Origin of the sequence: Rhodococcus sp. IEGM 1330, assembly GCF_033142445.1 — a bacterium.
Taxonomy (GTDB): Bacteria; Actinomycetota; Actinomycetes; order Mycobacteriales; family Mycobacteriaceae; genus Rhodococcoides.
The window spans coordinates 158,560-175,394 of record NZ_JAWLSB010000005.1; the positions used below are offsets into that span (position 1 = coordinate 158,560).

Sequence of the window (16,835 nt, forward strand, 5' to 3'; positions counted from 1 at the left end):
GGGTGAAGATCGCGCTGGATCCGACTCCGTTTCACCACAGCCATTCGCTGTTGGAGCTGCCGCGAGTAGTGGCCGAACTCGGGTACGAGTGGCTGCAGCTGACTCCACACGTGGACATGATCCCGTTCTTCAACCACCCCAAAGCGGATGACGCGCTCGTCGCGCGGTTCAGGAAGGCGTGTTCGGACGCCGGGGTTGGAATCGCCTCTGTCCTACCGGTTCTGCGCTGGTCGGGTCCGGACGAGGATGCGCGGGAAGCAGCTGTGCGGTACTGGAAGCGGGCCGTTCAGATCGCCGTCGATCTCGGTGTGAGCACGATGAACACAGAGTTCAGTGGTCGACCGGAGAAGGCCGAGGAGTCCGAGCGCGCGTTCTATCGTTCCATGGAAGAGCTTGTGCCGATCTTCGAGCGCGAGGGAATCGATGTCCTGATCGACCCGCATCCCGACGATTTCGTAGAGGATGGTCTTGCCGCGATCCGCACCATCCGCGGCGTCAACTCCAGGAACCTCGGCATGGTCATCGTGGCGTGCCACCAGTTCCATATGGGCGGTGATCTGGACGCGATCATGGAGGCCGCCGGCGACATGGTGCGGTTGGTGCACGTGGCGGACACCATGGATCACCACCGCTCCCACGGACTTCGGTACATCAGCAATCCGCCGGGCAACGCGGTACGTGTCCACCAACATCTGAAGATCGGTGACGGCGACGTCGACTGGGATCAGTTCTTCGGCGGTCTCGGCAAGCTCGGTTTCTACGACCGCGACACCGTCATGGTGTCGAGCGTGTTCGCAGAGAACGAGAACGCGCACGAGGTCTCGCGCTATCAGCTCGACACCATGAAGAAATACATTTCGAGCAACTCCTGAGCCTTCATGACTCCAAGTAGGGAAAAACAGTGACTGACAACGTTATTGCACATTGGGTTGACGGCAAGCCCTTCGGCGGCACCTCCGACCGCACCGCGCCGGTGACCAATCCGGCCACCGGTCAGGTCACCGGACAGGTGGCACTCGCGACCCTGGAGGATGCCCGCGCCGTGATCGACGCCGCTGCGACGGCGTTCCCGGCGTGGCGCGATACCTCGCTGGCAAAGCGCACGGCGGTGATGTTCAAGTTTCGTGAGCTGCTCAACGCGAAGAAGGGCGAGCTCGCCGAGATCATCACGGCCGAGCACGGCAAGGTGCTCTCCGACGCGCTCGGTGAGATCAGCCGAGGTCAGGAAGTCGTCGAATTCGCCTGCGGCATACCGCACCTGCTGAAGGGCGGCTTCACCGAGAACGCGTCGACCAAGGTCGATGTCTATTCCATCCGTCAGCCGGTCGGACCTGTCGGCATCATCTCTCCGTTCAACTTCCCGGCCATGGTTCCCATGTGGTTCTTCCCCGTCGCCATCGCCGCAGGCAATACCGTCGTGCTCAAGCCCAGCGAGAAGGATCCCACCGCATCGCTGTGGATGGCCAAACTGTGGGAAGAGGCAGGACTACCGCCCGGCGTGTTCAACGTTCTGCAGGGTGACAAGCTGGCGGTGGACGAGCTGCTCGAGAACAAGTCCATCAAAGCCATCAGTTTCGTCGGTTCGACCCCGATCGCGCAGTACGTCTACTCCACCGGCACCTCGCACGGTAAGCGAGTTCAGGCTCTCGGCGGAGCGAAGAACCACGCCATCGTCCTGCCCGACGCCGATCTGGACCTCGCTGCCGATGCGATGGTCAACGCCGGGTTCGGTTCTGCCGGTGAGCGATGCATGGCCATCTCCGCACTCGTTGCCGTCGGGAACATCGCCGACGAACTCGTCGCGAAGATCGTCGAACGCACCACACCGCTGGTCACGGGAGACGGAACCACGGGTGCCGACATGGGACCGCTGGTGACCAAGGCGCACCGCGACAAGGTCGCCTCGTACGTCGACGCCGGTGAAGCTGCCGGTGCCACCATCGTGGTCGACGGCCGCACGGTCCAGGCCGACGGCGGGGCGAGCGAAGCGACGGGAGTGCGACCGGCCGACGGGTTCTGGTTGGGGCCGACGCTGATCGACAACGTCACCACCGACATGAGCATCTACACCGACGAGATATTCGGGCCGGTCCTCTCGGTGGTCCGCGTCGACACCTACGACGAGGCACTCGAGCTGATCAACTCGAACCAGTACGGCAACGGCACCGCGATATTCACCAATGACGGTGGTGCGGCGCGGCGGTTCCAGAACGAGGTCGAGGTCGGCATGATCGGCATCAATGTTCCGATCCCGGTTCCGATGGCGTACTTCAGTTTCGGTGGTTGGAAGAACAGCCTCTTCGGTGACACTCATGCCCATGGCATGGACGGTGTCCACTTCTACACCCGCGGCAAGGCCGTCACCAGTCGGTGGCTCGATCCGAGCCACGGCGGCATCAACCTCGGCTTCCCAGAGAACGACTGAGCCCGAAGAACTGTCGAACGGAAGGCTCCGAAACCCCCGCCCCAGCTCCGTGCTCAGGCGGGGGTTTCGCGCTGCATGGGCAGCATGCGCGCTGATTCTTCCGTGGGATCACGCCAGGGTCAGTGCAGCATTCCCAGTATTCGCGCTTGGGCGTCGTCGACAGTAGCGGCAACGACGTCATAGTGGGTTGCATCGGGCACGGGCAGATAGGTCACGTCGCGCACGCCACGTGCCAGCAGTTCAGCAGCCAAGGCGGTCGTTGCTGTCGGTGGTACGACCGTGTCGGCCAGTCCTTGTTCGATCACTACCGGCCGGGTGTAACCGGTGGTCGGCACCGATAGGTACTCGCGTACAGCCGAGGCCATCGCAGAATCCGACAGCGACCGGGAAAGAAGCTGTTGCGGAGAAATACCGGTCACTTTCTCCCTCAGCGCGCCGATACAGCTGTCTTCTGCCTGCGCAACGTATGTGCGTCCCAGATCGCTGAGGTAGCCGTCTACGTCAATATCGGGCCGAGAGTCCCGGAGTCCGTAAAGGATGTAGATCAGGGTGGCCGTGACGTTGTCGAGTTGCGCGATCCGGGGTGTGGTCGGAGACAGTAGTGGCAGAAGGACCTCGAGGTTCGACGACGGTGCGAACGACACCACGCCGCGAAAGTCCGACGGTGCTCCGTAGATGCCGGCACGAGCTCCGGTGGTGAGTGCGGCCGCGCCGCCTTGAGAATGCCCGGCGGCGACCCATGTTCGCGACAATTCGGGGAGTCTGTCGGCTGCTGCGTCGACGACGTCGGTGACGGCATTCGCCGCCGAGACACTGTTCAGATAGTGGTGGATATCCGATGTTCCGAGTCCGATGTAGTCCGTCGAGACTATTGCCGTACCGCGACGGAGCAGGTTGGTGATCAGGGGCTTCGACAGTTCGACGGCCAGCGGATCCTCGGCAGCCCCGTCTTCCAGCGCCGTGCTCATGGCGCATGAATCGCCCACGCCGACGGTGCCTTTGGCCCACGACACAATCGGCCACCCGTCTGGTGGCGGCGTGCCGGAGGGGAGATACACCTGTCCGCGGGCACGCGCGGGCCGCCCATGTTCGTCGGTGGTCCAGTAGGACAGTGCATAGCCCGCAGCGGCGCCGTCGATGAGCCGCGAGATCGGTTCGATGGATGTCGACGGTGCGGCACCGGCGACGGGGGCGAACACTCCCGCCCCACCGAGCAAGGCAGCAGTTGTACACAAAATTACTGTGGATCGAATCGTCATGTCTTCCTTCGGGATCGACCGTAGAGGTTCGAATCCTCCGACCCCCGCGCGGAAATATACCGTGCTTGCGGCGACGGCATCGCAGGATCTGGCGCAATGAAGAGACCCTGCGTGGCAGGGTCTGCCGCACAGGGTCTCTTTCGCTGATTCGTCACGGTGCCGGACCGGATCGATTCTGCCGGATGCGCCGCCGGGGGTCAGTTGGGTTGGACGCTGAGGACCGGGACGGGTGACATCATCAAAAGTCGCTGAGTGATGCTGCCCAGCAGCGCTTTCCCGACGCGACTGCGCTTCTTGATTCCGATGACGAGCCGAGTCACTTCGGGGTGCGCGTCGATCTCGTCGAGTACTGCTGTTGCCGGGTCTCGATCTGCGCGGCCGGCACGGTCGATGACCCGCACCGAGACATTTTCGTTCAACCCGCTGACGTCGAGTCCGGCGAGGGTCAAGTTCACCACGATGAGGTCGGTGTGCACGGCGCTTGCCTCGTCGGCCGCCACGCGCAGGGCGTGGCGGCCCTCTTCGTTGTCGGATACTGCGACCAGTATGGCCATGTCGTGACGTCCTTTCGATGCTTACCGGTCACGAGTATTCGCGACGGAATCGGGCCTCTAGCTCTTCGAGTGATTGGCCGCGTGTCTCGGGTACCTGAGTGACGATGAAGATCAGCGCCAGGATTCCGAGCCCGACGAAGATGAAGAAGGTCGGTGCAATACCGAGCGCTTCGACAACCGGCGGAAATGCAAGCGCCACGACGGCATTGGCCATCCACAACATGAAGACGCAGACCCCGATGGCGAAGCTGCGGATCTTGAGGGGGAATATTTCGGCGAGCATGAGCCACACCAGGGGGCCGATGGTGCCCTGCATGCAGAAGACGAACAGGACGACGAAGACGAGGATGAAGTACGCCTTGGCTGTCCCGTCGGGCAGCAGTAGTGCAGATAGCCCCACCAGGAGGTGGAAGAAGGTGGTGAGCCCGAAGCCTGCGATGAGCATCGTTCGGCGGTTGACCTTGTTCATGATGAGCAAGCCGACGGTGATGCCGAGAACGCTGAACAAACCGTTGAGGGTATTGGCAATGATTGCGGCGCTGTCGGAGAAGCCTGCGTCGCTCAGGAGCTGCGTTCCGTAGTACATGACCGAGTTGATTCCGGTGAATTGCTGGAAGACACCGAGGCCGACACCGATGAATATGAGTCGTCGAATCCAGCGGACGGACAGGTCCGCGGCACCTCCCGTCTGGGAGAGCCTTTCTTCCTCGGCCAGAGCGTGTACTTCGGCCATCTCGGCCGCCGCACGTTCATCGGTACGCACCTGCTTCAGAACCGCCAAGGCTTCGTCGTCGCGACCCTGCAACACGAGCCAGCGGGGACTCTCCGGCATGCGCAGCATACCGACGAACAGGGCGATCGCGGGAAACAGAGCCACGAATAGCATGTAGCGCCATACCGATTCGTGATCGCCCCAGATATTGAAGATGATGGCGTTGATGATGAAGGCGGCGAACTGACCGCTGACGATCATGACCTCGTTGCGGGTGACCAGAGATCCGCGCCGCTCCGCAGGAGCGACCTCGGACAGGTAGACCGGGACGGTCGCTGAAGCGCCGCCGACCGCAAGACCGAGGATGAAGCGAAATACTGCGAGCACCTCCCACGACGGTGCGAGCACACACCCGATCGTGCCCAGAGCGAAGACGCCGGACAGAAGCAGGATGTTGTGTCGTCGTCCGTACTTGTCGGACAGACGCCCTCCCACCAGTGCGCCGATCGCGGCACCGAAGATGAGAATGCTGACAACGAGACCCTCGGTGAACGAGGTGAGCCCGAGATCTTCCTTCATCGGTTCGAGGGCGCCGTTGATCACCCCGGTGTCGTAGCCGAAGAGCAAGCCGCCGAACGTTGCCACAACGGCGATGACGCCGAGCCGGCGTGAGTGCGCGCCTGGAACGTCCGGCGGAAGTGAACTCCGCGATGTCGATTCAGTTGACGCCATGAAATCTCATCCTCCAATAACCCTGAGCCGCACCTGTCGAAGGAACACGATCTATGTGTATATGTCTTAACATACTTACAGCTAAATGAGAAGTGGGTCACACCTGCGGCGAGCGATGCGAGCCCCGAACGTACGGCCGCCGAGACTCTCCAGAGGTACGGTTCGGTCAGCGTTGTCCGGTTGCGGGAGGTGGGAATCAGTGGCTGCGAGAAAGCAGGACGATCGCCGGTCGGACGACGTAGGTCTGCAACCCAAGGCGCGAGCCCGCAAGCCCACGATGGACGACATTGCGGTCCGTGCGGGGGTTTCGCGGACGCTGGTTTCGTTCGTACTCGGCGGCAAAGCCGGTGCGGGGGAGAAAACGCGAGAGCGTGTTCTTCGAATCGCCGAGGAGCTCGGGTACAAACCCGACACTACCGCGCAGCTGTTGGCGCGCGGACGCAGCCGAACGATTGGAGTTCTGGTCGACGTCGAGCAGCCGTTCCAGGCTCAACTCGTGAAGCGAATCTATCCGATCGCCAAAGCAGCCGGCTACGAGGTTCTACTGTCCGCCAGCGCGCCGGGACGAGACGAAGTAGCTGCCGTCGAATCGTTGATCGGTCACCGATGCGAAGGGCTGATCCTTCTCGGCCCTAGCTCGGAACAATCGTACTTCGAGGAGTTGGAAGAGCGAGCCGTCGTGGTGGTCGTCGCAAAGCCTCTGTCTCCGAGTAACTTCGACAGTGTTCGCAGCGCTGATGGCAGCGGCGTCCGGCAATCCGTCGACCATCTGATCGAACTCGGTCACCGCGATGTGTGGCACATCGATGGGGGATCCGGTCCGGGAGCAGCGATCAGAAGCGCCGCTTATTGCAGCGCGATGAACCGGCACGACCTGGGCGATCGAATTCGCGTGATCAAGGGAGCTCACGACGAAGCGTCGGGCATTGCGGCCGGACAGCTCATGCTCGATGAAGGCACGTTGCCGACAGCGGTTCTTGCGGGCAACGATCGCTGCGCATTGGGCCTCATGGACGCGCTCGACCGGGCTGGAGTCGATGTGCCCGGCGATGTGTCCGTCGTAGGGTACGACGACAGCGACATTGCGCGCCTTTCTCGGATCGATCTGACGACCGTCCGGCAGAACGTGGACGAATTGGCCGAGAACGCTGTTGCGTTTGCGGTGACGCGGCTCGAAAACGCCTCCGCCCCAGCGTCCGAGATGATCGTCGAACCGCACCTCATCGTGCGAGGAAGCACCGGCCCTGTGCGGTCCGGGCCCCGAGTGAGGGCATTGGCGCGACGAGGTCTGCATCCGGCCTCTTGACTTCGCCGTGTGATGTAGCCCATAGTTGATGCTACTAACGCGCTTAAGTAGTCCGGCTGCCGAGCGCACTCGAACCAGGAGATCAGATGTCGAATTTCGTAGAGGCCGGCGGTACTGCAGTGAAGTCCGCTGCCGCAGCAATTGCGTTTGCCTTGATGCTGCTCGTCTTGATGGTTGGTTTCGTCGCCTCCGGAATCATCGGTGTCGCCGGGTCGATCAAAGATTGAGAACGTTGTTGTGACTGCAGTAGGCAATCAGTTGCGCTCCGAATATCGGAGGTCTCCACTGCTCCGAGTCCGCAGCGGCGGATCGGCTCCTCGCTTTCATGAATCTATCCGCGAGACTCCGTTCCGGGGCTCGTGGTCACGTCCACGCCAGCCGAGAGCGGTTGTCCCAGTAACTGTCTGGGGACTCTGCAACGTCGAGATCGCTCGCAGCGATCAGATCGCGGTCGATCGCGAGAGCGGCGATGTTCTGCTGGAGTTGAGCCACTGTGGCCGCGCCGGAAAGCACGACATCGGCCCACGGTTGCGCGAGTGCGATCGCCAGTGCGAGTGCGTCACGCCCGACCCCGGCCGAATCCGCGAGTCGGGCGAGCGCTGAATCCTCCGCCACGAGTCGGCCATTGGCCATCGCCTCTTTGACGACGACGAACCAGCCGGCCTCGTGTGCACGTGCCAGGGCGGGGCCCGAGGACGGCTCGAGGGGGTTCCACGTCGACTGGACCGAGCTGAACACCCCGATGTCCAGCGCTGCACGCACCACATCGGCTTGATGCGGCCCACTGGTACTGATACCGATTCGGGTACCACTCTCGGCTATGGCGTACAGGTCGTCGAGCAGTGCGGTGTCGCTGAGCGCTGGACTGTCCGGGGTGACGCTGTGGATGAGGTAGTGGTCTGGCGCACCGCCGAGGTCGCGCAGAGTCTGCGGCCACTGTTCGGCGAAGCGTGCAACCGAGTGCTCTTTGACCTCGTGTACTGCGGCACCCCGCTGAAAATCGGCGACGTAGGCGTATCCCCATTTGGAGCCGACCACCAGCTCTTCTCGTCGATTCGGGTTCCGAGTCGACCAGGTGCCGAGGAAGTGCTCGGCAAAACCGTAGGAGCGCGCGACATCGAAGTGCCGAACTCCGCTGTCCCATGCGGCGTCGAGTACTGCGTGGCACAGCTGTTCCAGGGCTGCCGGGTCGAAACGCCCATCCACAGCGTCCGAGTGCCCGACCGTCAGGTACTCGGGGCGTCCGAGGGCGGCAAGGCCGAGACCGAGTTGGGTCATGTCGTCAGTACTTTCGTCGTGTTCATGTCGGAAACAGCCACCATATCCGCGATCGGACAGCCCGCCCGTGATCCATACCAAATGTTGCGAGACAAAAGTTTTCGCCTGAGACTGAGAAGATGTTGGGCCACGACGCGCGGTCTCGAGCAGGCCCAGCTTGCAGATCGACTACGAAGGAGAGCACTGTTGACCGATTTCGCAGGTAAGCCACTGATAGGTGAGATTCGGCTTGCACGGGTACGCGCTGGATTGAGTTGGGCCGCTTTGGCCGAGGCCATCGACATGCCGGTGGCGTGGACGGTGTCGGCACTGTATGGCCAGCACCCACTCAACGTCGCTCACGCCGACGTGCTCGCAGACAAGCTCGGGATGCCCGAGGGCTCGTTGTTCGAGTTGACCTTGGCTCCTTATCGCGGATCACTCGACATCTCCTCGGACCCCACGGTCTATCGATTCCACGAGGCGCTGGAGGTGTACGGGCCCGCGCTCAAAGAACTGATTGCCGAGGAGTTCGGCGACGGCATCATGAGTGCCATCAACTTCACGATGAACATCGAACGCCGCCCGCACGAGGACGGAGATCGTGTCGTGGTGACCTTCGATGGGAAGTTCCTCGACTATCGATGGACCGAGTAGACCGGATCGGTGAGAGTCCGATTCCCGGTCAGCCCGAAGCGTTCGTTGCCTTGTCACCGACCAGTGCGCGTCGCATCCAGCCGTACACCCGCTCGTCGTTGAGCAAGGTGAAGTGATGCGCGTTGTTGATCGCCAGTCCGTCGTCCGGACGAAGTCCGATGTTGCGGAGCTTGTTTCGGCCACCGGCGCTGTCGGTACGGACCAGGCCGTCGCCCACGAAGATCCCGACCGGGTGTCGCGGGTTTCCGGTGACGACCGCGGACGCGTGATGATGCCGCACCCCCTCCGGAACCGAGATGTCCGCGGCAATTCCGACGTCGAATCCGTCGGCGTAGCTGGCATGTCCCTCTGCTTCGGTGATCGATCCGTGGATCAGGTCGCGGACTCCGGCGCTTCGACGCGCCAATAGGTTTGCGAACGGCCGGGTCTCGGGCGCGAGTGCCAGTGCTGCTGTGGCGACGTGAACGCCGTGTGCGAGCGGTGCACCGAGATGTGGTGTTCCCAGAGTGAATACGTCCGTCAACAGGTCCACCCATCGGCGGCCGCTCTCGGCAGCGTGGTGTGCTGCGCTGCGCGACACCAGGCCGCCCATGGAATGGCCGACCAAAGTGATTCGGTGAACCCTGACAGGCCACGCCTGCACGAGCTGTTCCAGCAGGTCCGACAGGTCGGCACCGTTGGTGGCGATGCGACGTCCGGTGTTGTAGCGCAAGAAGATCGAGGTGGTGTCGGCTTCGGAATCCAGCCGCTCCCCGTACGTGGGCCGCCCGCCGAGCCGCCACGCGGATTCGGTTTCGACGAGCCCGTGCATGAACAGCACGAGGTGCGCTCCCGCATCGGGAAACGCCGCGGCCAGAGCGCGGTACTTCGGGACTACCGGGCGTCCGTCGACGCGTATCGACATCGGGTAGGCGAGGACTCGGGCGGTCTTCTCCATGTCGTCGCCGATGAGACCGTGCAGGACCGCGATGGTCTGAGCGCCGCGAGTGGTGTGCGAGGGCGACGGCCGGGGATCGTCCTCGATCACGGCGTCGCCTCCGGTCAGCGCACCGACTGCCTTGGCTGCGCCGCTGCAGGCGGCCACGATACTGGCGTAGGTGCCCGCGGCGATCGCGTCGTGCATCAGCTGTGTCGGTAGAACGGCGGGACCGACGCCGAGCCTCACCGCAGCGAACGTCCGTCGTGCGATTGCCGAGCGAACGGCGCGAACACCGCCCGCGGCCGACGCCAATTCCCGAAAGGCGAGCTCGCCGAGTTCGCCCAGCTCCTGTGTGCGCTGAGTTTTCATCCCCACGGAACCAGTGTACGTATGTCCACTGAAACCGTCGGTCAGTCTCGCCGGCCGACCACCGGGTTCAGCTCGGAGGCCGCGAGGCCGCCTGGGTCGACGCCGGGAAGGAATTCGCGCCACGTGCCGCTGATCAGCGTCGGCGATTCCACAACACGAGCCCCGTCGGCGAAGTAAGTGGTGGCCAGCGCTCGGCGAGGCTGCGTCGTCCGGTTCGGCCCAGCGGTGTGAAAGCACAGCGCGGAATGGAACGACACGTCTCCCACTGCAAATGGCTCCGACTGCACCGCGACGTCACGCTCGACGAAGCGCTGCGCGACGGCCTCGTCGTACGACGTGCCGACCTTGTCGAACTCCAAGTCCGCAACCTCGTTCAGCACTGTGCGGCCGCGGGCGAACGACAGCGGACCCATCGGGCCGGGGATAGCCGACATCGGCATCCACGCGGTGACCGCCTGGACGGTCTGCAGCGGGAAGTGCTCCGCGTCGTGGTGCCAGGGCGTGCGTCCGCAGCCGGGCTCCTTGGACAGCGCGTTGTCGTGGTAGAGCCGAACGGCCGGTTCGTCGAGAAGCGCTGCGGCCAGACCGCCGATCCGGGGCGACAGTGCCACTGTGCGCATCAGGTCGTCATGGAGCCACATCTGCTCCAGCGCCGTGAAGCGGCCGGCGACGTCGCCGCCGTGCTCGGCCCGCAGCAGATCCTCCAGACGCTCGGCGAGGCGTCGTACCACTGCAGCCGACAGAACGGCGGGCAGCTTCACGAAGGCTTCCCGAGCGAAGGACTCGACCGCGGCCGGGTCGAGGTCGTACGGCTCGGCAAGCTCACGCTCGACCTGCTCGTCGGATGCCGCCCCGATGTCGGGTAGGCCGGGCCCGTCGACCAACTCGGTGGGTGCCTGGTCGTTGGCAGCGAGCGTGACGTACCAGTCCCACCAGTCCTGATCGTCACCGGCCCAGTCCTGGTCGATACCGCCATCGCGGTTCTGCTCGGGGAGCCGCTCGTTGGTTGCGTTGTTCAGAGCCACAGCAGGGCCGCCTCGTGAGAGAAGGTGTAGGAACCCGACGCGTCGCGACACGAGGCGAGGTAGTCGCCCAGCACCGGTGCCGCCTCCATCTCCTCCAGCGATACCGAGTCGTCGAAGGCACAGCGCTGCAGAAACCCCTCGGCGACAACGCGATCGGACGTACCGGTGGTGTACGTGACGCGCTGGTCGCGCACGTCCGCACCGGCTCTTATCAGCGCGTCGCGCACCTGCTCGGCCGTTGTGTACGGGGTCGCTTCGCGCACGCCGGCGCGGAAGGCGTCGTAGAACGCGAGGTAGTGGGAGGCCGCTGTGGCCTGAGCGACCAGACCCAGACCACCGGGGGCCAACGCGGCCACGAACCGCTCGGCCGCGGCGTCCAGCTCGGCAGGCGGAAGAGCGTAGAGCGCGTGGGTGGCCCACACGACGTCGTAGCCGGTGTGATCGTCGGGCAGGTCCTGCAGGGTCATCACCAAGTCCTCCCGAGGCGCGAACGGCGCGCCGAGCGCACCACGTGCCTCGGCCACCGAGAACGCAGACGGGTCGAGCAGGTCGTAGGCCAGCTCGGGCACGGCGGACAAGTCCGTGTAGCGGCGTAGTGCGGTGGGGAACTTGCCGCTGCCGCAGGCCACGTCGAGCAGCGACCAGCCGTCGTGCGCGTGCTCGGCGAGCAGGGCGGGCCAGTCGGCTGCCAGTGCCAGTTGGTGGTAGTCCTCGGTGGCCAGGGCGTAGAACGCCTCCATGCCCGTTCGGCCGGCCTCGCTCCAGTGTTCGAGACTGCGCTCGGCTGTGTCTCCGTTGCTCACAACACTCCTTTCGGGAAGCCAACAGCAACACCCTCATGGATGATGTCGTGGTTCACTCGATACTGATGTCCAACATAGCTCCAGTTCCGTCGAGCGACGCTGCAGCCGAGCTCCTCGACGGGTTACGCGCCCTGCGGCGTGGCACCGGGCCCCTGCCCGGTCTCGCGCCCGACTCCTACGCCCGAGGCCACGCCGCTTTCGAGCGACTGTCCGACCAGCGCAGTCTGATCGCCGAGCACTTCGCCGGCAGGCTGGCGAAGATGGGGGACGGACCGATCTCGGTGCTGTCGGTGGGGTGCGGTGACGGGTCGCTTGACGTCCGGATCGCCTCGGGTCTGGTGCAGCGGCTGTCCGGCAGGCCGGTGCGGTACGTCGGCATCGACCCCTGGCCCGGGAGCGTGGAGCTCTTCACCGCCAAGATGGCCGCGCTGATGGCCGACGAGCTCAGCGTCGAGGCGCACGTCGCGTCCTTCGACGACGCCCCGGTGAACGAGACCTTCGACGTCGTGCTGTTCGTGCACTCGATGTATTACGTCGCCGACGTGGGGGCAACCCTGCGAAGCGCTCTCGATCTGCTGCGGCCCGGTGGCGAGCTGTGGGTGGCCATCGCACCGTCGGCGGCGCTCAACGCCCTGGTCGAAGTCCTTGCCCCGCCTTTGGAGGGCCACCGGCAGTGGTTCAGCGCAGATGTCGAGAAAGCCTTTGTCGATACTGGGATCACCCTCGGAGACGAGGCCACTCTGGACGCGCTGGTCGACCTCGCCTCCGCCAGCGACGAGGTACTCGACTTCGCGGTGCAGGCCCGGCTGACTCCCGAGTTGTACGGCCCCGTGCGGGCCTATCTCGACGCGGTCTCGGTGCCGGGCACCGACGGCAGACTTCGGGTGCCGCATCCGGTCGACGTGTTCGCCGCGACCCGTCGTCGACCGGTCGAGCGAAGAGCGGGCCCGACGACGGTCGTGTAGTGGTTGGGCTGTCCGGATGCTCGGTGTCGTCCGCACCCTCGTCGTGTACGAGCAGGAGATACGCACCATATCCGCAGCCAATGAAGAGACGGCCCACCGTTGCTGCTGGACAATGACCGCATGACCCGACGACTCACCCTCAGCGGCGACGCACTCCTGAAGATGATGGACGTCGCGCATCAGCTGGGTGGTGGTCGAGACCTCGACGACATCTTGCACATCGTTGCTCGTACTGTGATCGAGGTGATCGGTTTCGACGCCGTCGCGGTCAACGTCCGCCGCGACGACGGCGATCTGGAGGTGAGGGCTGTTATCGGCCCACCCGAGGTAGAACAAATACGCGGGGGGCGCATGTCGGAACTGCAGTGGCGCGAGTTGCTCGGGTCCTGCGAACGATGGGGTGGACTGTTCTTCTCACGGGTCCTGGAACTCTCTCCCGACGTCCCGAGTGCCGACCCGTGGCGCGAGCGATTGTCCGGCCCCGACCAGCGTGGTGTTTCGTCGTCGACAGTCGACGCGTGTGAGCCCTGGCAGACGGAGTTCGCTCTGCTGGCACCGATATGGTCCGAGGGTCGAATCGATGGAACGCTACAAGGCGTGATCAGCCTCGACCTGCCTCGGAGCGGCCGTACTCCCGACGCCGAGCAGCGGATGCTGCTCCACCTCTTCGCGATTCAAGTCGGAATCGCCCTCGACCGGGTGTCCGAGGCAACCCATGCCTCCGACCGTGTCAGCCTCTACCGCTCGGCATTCGCGGAGTCGCCGCTCGCAACGGTGCTGTTGGACGCGCAGTTTCGCTTGACCGACGTCAACGACGCCTTCCTTCAGTTGGCCGACGCGGTACCCGGGGAGTTGGATCAGCGGCACCTGGACGATCTCCTCGACATCGGTTCGGCGGAGTGGGCAGCGCGACTGGGCCGACTCGAACCGGGGAAGGCGGTATCGGTGTCGAGCGAGCTCCGCCTGCACCATCCTCGCGGTATCCAATGGGACCGCTGGGTGGAAGTGACGGTCCGTCGGGTGGACAGCATGAACGACGAACCCCGGTACGTATGCACTCTCACCGATCGCACCGCCGCCCGTAACGAGATCATGGCGATCCGTCACCGAGCCGACCACGACGCGCTCACGGGTCTCAGTGCCCGACCCGTCTGGCTGTCGGATCTCGAGAATCGACTGACTCGGCGTACCGCCACGAGACCGGACGTTTTCGAGGTCGTGGGAGTCTTGTTCTGCGACCTCGATTCTTTCAAGCGGGTCAACGACATCGCGGGACATCACGCCGGTGACGAGACCCTCGTGACAATCGCTGGACTGCTGATGCAGGTGACCGAGCCCGATGATTCGGTATGTCGTTGGGGCGGTGACGAATTCGCGATAGTGACCACTCGTGAGTCGGTTGCCGCACTCACCGACCTGGCCGCCGCGATCACCTCTGCCATCGACGACATGGCAGCATCGGCTGATCCGGCGGACCCGGTTGCCGGAGTATCGATCTCGATCGGAATCGCGGCCACGCACGATACGACACGCGTCGAATCGGCCACGATGTTCACCGAACTCGCAGACAGAGCTCTCTACCGTGCCAAGAGCGACCCGCACAACCGGATACGGATCACCGAGATCTGAGATCGGCGTCTCGAGTGCTGACGACGTTCATGTCCTGTCCCCTTGCCGCGTTCGACGGCGAATCAACTCCCCGGATTCGGACAACTGCCGCCGATCGGTGTCGGACATCCCAGAGTGAGGAGCCGGGCCGATGATGCAGGCCCGCGACCGATGCGGTGTTCGGAGGGCTCAGATACGCACCGCATGCCCGGTGGTCGACGAACTGCTCAATATCGGTCGGTGCAGCGAACCCGATGTGACGCTGTGCAAGGACGTGGCGCTGGACCGGCTACTCGGTCCTGATCGTCGATCTGACAAATGAATATTCGATCTGCTTCAATTTTTGATGTCCGATACTCGCGAGACACTTGCGGCGCAAGCCGATTTCCGAGAAGTACGTGTCGCTGAACCGAAAGTCTGACTCATCCAGTGGACGGAGGAGCTCGCCCTCCTCGATAGTGGTCCTATGGACACGTTGAATCCCGATGTACCGGATGACGTCTTCGCGGACGTGCTGAAGCAGATCTCCCACTTCGTGCGATCGCGTGTCGTGCCGCGTGAACTCGAGATCATGAACACCGATTCGATTCCCGACGATCTGCGGAAAAAGTCCGCCGAGATGGGACTGTTCGGCTACGCGATCCCGCAGGAGTGGGGCGGGCTCGGTCTCAATCTGATCCAGGACGTCGAGTTCGCGATGGAACTCGGCTACACCTCGTTGTCGCTGCGATCGATGTTCGGCACCAACAACGGGATCGCCGGGCAGGTGCTGGTCGGTTTCGGTACCGAGGAGCAGAAGGCGAAATGGTTGCCGGGCATGGCAACCGGCGACATCGTCGCCTCGTTTGCGCTGACCGAGGACGGGGCCGGATCCAATCCGGCGGGCCTGAGAACCACTGCGACGGTCGACGGCACCGGGTGGGTCATCAACGGCAGCAAGCGATACATCACCAACGCGCCGATTGCGAACATGTTCGTCGTCTTCGCCAAACTGGACCCGAAACCGCAGAGCGGCAACGGCATCGCGGTATTCCTGGTTCCTGCCGACACCGCCGGGATCGAGGTGGGCGTGAAGGACGCGAAGATGGGCCAACAGGGGTCCGGCACCGCTGATGTGACGTTCACCGACGTGCGGATCGAGGCCGACGCCTTGGTCGGCGGCAATGGCGATATCGGGTACAAGGCGGCGATGACGTCTCTGGCGCGGGGACGGGTGCACATTGCCGCGCTGGCCGTCGGTCAGGCGCAGCGCGCGCTGGACGAGTCGGTGTCCTATGCCGCGGCGTCCACGCAGGGCGGAGAACCGATCGGGAATTTCCAGTTGGTGCAGGCGATGATTGCCGATCAGCAGGTCGGTGTGATGGCGGGGCGGGCGATGGTGCGTGAGGCTGCGCGGGCGTGGGTGCAGGAGACCGATCGGCGTATCGCGCCGTCTGCTGTGAAGCTGTTCTGCACCGAGATGGTCGGCAAGGTCGCCGATCTGGCGGTACAGATCCACGGCGGTGCCGGGTACATGCGGGATGTCCCGGTCGAACGAATCTATCGCGATGTGCGGCTGCTTCGGTTGTACGAGGGCACCAGCGAAATTCAGCGACTGATCGTCGGAGGCGGCTTGATCCGCGCCGAACAGAAGCGGACCTCGTGAGCATCGCCGCCAGTCAAGCGGATCGCGGAGCGCACGAGTTGGGCTGCGACGCAGTGGAATCCACGTCGCAGCTCATCACGTCACTCGGCGTACGCGGGTGCCACGTCGAGGGACCAGGTCACGCCGAATCGGTCGGTGAGCATCCCGAAGCCTGGGCTCCACGATGACGCGGCGAAGGGTTCGATGATCTTTCCCCCGGTGCAGAGAGCGTCCCAGTAGCCCTGTACCTCGTCGATGGTTCGGCCGCGGACCGAGACGAAGAAGGGCTGATCGGTGACGGTGGTGCCGTTCTCGCGGTAGGTGTGGCCGGCGACATCGGTCGAATCGGCGGTCTGGCCGGGAATGTCGTAGGCCATGATGCGAAAGCCGTCCTGGTTCTCCACCTGACCGAAAACGACGTTGTCGGCCCCAGGAAGGTCTCTGGGCATCCCGAAATCGCCGTAGGTCGAGATTGCCGTCTGTCCACCGAATACCGATGCATAGAACTCCAGGGCCGCTCGGGCGTCACCGCGAAAGTTCAAGTGGGTGGTGGTGAGGATGCTCATCGTGTACTCCTACTGCTGTCGACGTGCGGGGTCGTTCCCCGGTGATTCGACTGT

16 protein-coding genes are annotated in these 16,835 nt (G+C 63.9%); 8 read left to right on the top strand and 8 right to left on the bottom strand.

Annotated elements, in window-relative coordinates:
• The first annotated feature begins 2 nt into the window (after positions 1-2).
• Together R4P57_RS13715 and R4P57_RS13720 are read left to right on the top strand one after the other, a co-directional pair.
• Positions 3-872, top strand: coding sequence for a sugar phosphate isomerase/epimerase (locus R4P57_RS13715; RefSeq protein WP_317803650.1), 870 nt, complete (start codon positions 3-5; stop codon positions 870-872).
• Between the two features lie 29 nt (positions 873-901).
• Positions 902-2,425, top strand: a complete 1,524-nt coding sequence (locus R4P57_RS13720) for a CoA-acylating methylmalonate-semialdehyde dehydrogenase (protein ID WP_317803379.1) — start codon at positions 902-904, stop codon at positions 2,423-2,425.
• Positions 2,426-2,544: 119 nt separating this feature from the next.
• On the opposite strand, the gene R4P57_RS13725 is transcribed toward R4P57_RS13720, so the two are convergent.
• The 3 genes from R4P57_RS13725 to R4P57_RS13735 all read right to left on the bottom strand — a co-directional run bounded on the left by R4P57_RS13725 (position 2,545) and on the right by R4P57_RS13735 (position 5,682).
• Complete coding sequence (locus tag R4P57_RS13725) at positions 2,545-3,684, bottom strand: alpha/beta hydrolase family protein (protein WP_317803380.1); 1,140 nt, start codon at positions 3,682-3,684, stop codon at positions 2,545-2,547.
• A gap of 197 nt (positions 3,685-3,881) precedes the next feature.
• Positions 3,882-4,238, bottom strand: a complete 357-nt coding sequence (locus R4P57_RS13730) for a universal stress protein (RefSeq protein ID WP_317803381.1) — start codon at positions 4,236-4,238, stop codon at positions 3,882-3,884.
• Positions 4,239-4,266: 28 nt separating this feature from the next.
• Positions 4,267-5,682 carry a sugar porter family MFS transporter gene (locus tag R4P57_RS13735; RefSeq protein WP_317803382.1) on the bottom strand — a complete coding sequence of 472 codons (1,416 nt, stop codon included), beginning with the start codon at positions 5,680-5,682 and terminating at the stop codon, positions 4,267-4,269.
• Positions 5,683-5,959: 277 nt separating this feature from the next.
• Between R4P57_RS13735 and R4P57_RS13740 the strand changes: the two genes are divergently transcribed.
• Complete coding sequence (locus tag R4P57_RS13740) at positions 5,960-6,988, top strand: LacI family DNA-binding transcriptional regulator (RefSeq protein WP_317803651.1); 1,029 nt, start codon at positions 5,960-5,962, stop codon at positions 6,986-6,988.
• Positions 6,989-7,074: 86 nt separating this feature from the next.
• A complete protein-coding gene (locus R4P57_RS13745; RefSeq protein ID WP_283274629.1) occupies positions 7,075-7,215 on the top strand; it encodes a hypothetical protein in 141 nt (46 codons plus the stop codon).
• Positions 7,216-7,351: 136 nt separating this feature from the next.
• On the opposite strand, the gene R4P57_RS13750 is transcribed toward R4P57_RS13745, so the two are convergent.
• Positions 7,352-8,266, bottom strand: a complete 915-nt coding sequence (locus R4P57_RS13750; RefSeq protein WP_317803383.1) for an aldo/keto reductase — start codon at positions 8,264-8,266, stop codon at positions 7,352-7,354.
• A gap of 183 nt (positions 8,267-8,449) precedes the next feature.
• On the opposite strand from R4P57_RS13750, the gene cynS reads away from it, so the two are divergent.
• Positions 8,450-8,902 carry a cyanase gene (cynS, locus tag R4P57_RS13755; protein ID WP_411742368.1) on the top strand — a complete coding sequence of 151 codons (453 nt, stop codon included), beginning with the start codon at positions 8,450-8,452 and terminating at the stop codon, positions 8,900-8,902.
• 28 nt (positions 8,903-8,930) lie between these two features.
• Here cynS and R4P57_RS13760 read toward each other — a convergent pair whose 3' ends face one another.
• Genes R4P57_RS13760 through R4P57_RS13770 form a run of 3 tightly spaced genes read right to left on the bottom strand, consistent with a single transcriptional unit; the run spans position 8,931 to position 12,018 of the window.
• Complete coding sequence (locus R4P57_RS13760) at positions 8,931-10,190, bottom strand: alpha/beta hydrolase (protein WP_317803652.1); 1,260 nt, start codon at positions 10,188-10,190, stop codon at positions 8,931-8,933.
• A gap of 41 nt (positions 10,191-10,231) precedes the next feature.
• A complete protein-coding gene (locus tag R4P57_RS13765) occupies positions 10,232-11,215 on the bottom strand; it encodes a phytanoyl-CoA dioxygenase family protein (protein WP_317803385.1) in 984 nt (327 codons plus the stop codon).
• Positions 11,206-12,018 carry a class I SAM-dependent methyltransferase gene (locus tag R4P57_RS13770; protein ID WP_317803386.1) on the bottom strand — a complete coding sequence of 271 codons (813 nt, stop codon included), beginning with the start codon at positions 12,016-12,018 and terminating at the stop codon, positions 11,206-11,208. The genes R4P57_RS13765 and R4P57_RS13770 overlap by 10 nt, the downstream gene beginning before the upstream one ends.
• 47 nt (positions 12,019-12,065) lie before the next feature.
• Here R4P57_RS13770 and R4P57_RS13775 point away from each other — a divergent pair, with 47 nt between their 5' ends.
• The 3 genes from R4P57_RS13775 to R4P57_RS13785 all read left to right on the top strand — a co-directional run bounded on the left by R4P57_RS13775 (position 12,066) and on the right by R4P57_RS13785 (position 16,236).
• On the top strand, positions 12,066-12,983 hold the full coding sequence (locus R4P57_RS13775) for a class I SAM-dependent methyltransferase (protein ID WP_317803387.1): 918 nt from the start codon (positions 12,066-12,068) through the stop codon (positions 12,981-12,983).
• A gap of 120 nt (positions 12,984-13,103) precedes the next feature.
• Positions 13,104-14,612 carry a diguanylate cyclase domain-containing protein gene (locus R4P57_RS13780; RefSeq protein ID WP_317803388.1) on the top strand — a complete coding sequence of 503 codons (1,509 nt, stop codon included), beginning with the start codon at positions 13,104-13,106 and terminating at the stop codon, positions 14,610-14,612.
• Positions 14,613-15,057: 445 nt separating this feature from the next.
• Positions 15,058-16,236: an acyl-CoA dehydrogenase family protein gene (locus R4P57_RS13785; protein WP_317803389.1), complete on the top strand. Its 1,179-nt coding sequence runs from the start codon at positions 15,058-15,060 to the stop codon at positions 16,234-16,236.
• Between the two features lie 80 nt (positions 16,237-16,316).
• On the opposite strand, the gene R4P57_RS13790 is transcribed toward R4P57_RS13785, so the two are convergent.
• Positions 16,317-16,781: a VOC family protein gene (locus tag R4P57_RS13790; protein ID WP_317803390.1), complete on the bottom strand. Its 465-nt coding sequence runs from the start codon at positions 16,779-16,781 to the stop codon at positions 16,317-16,319.
• Positions 16,782-16,835: the final 54 nt, after the last annotated feature.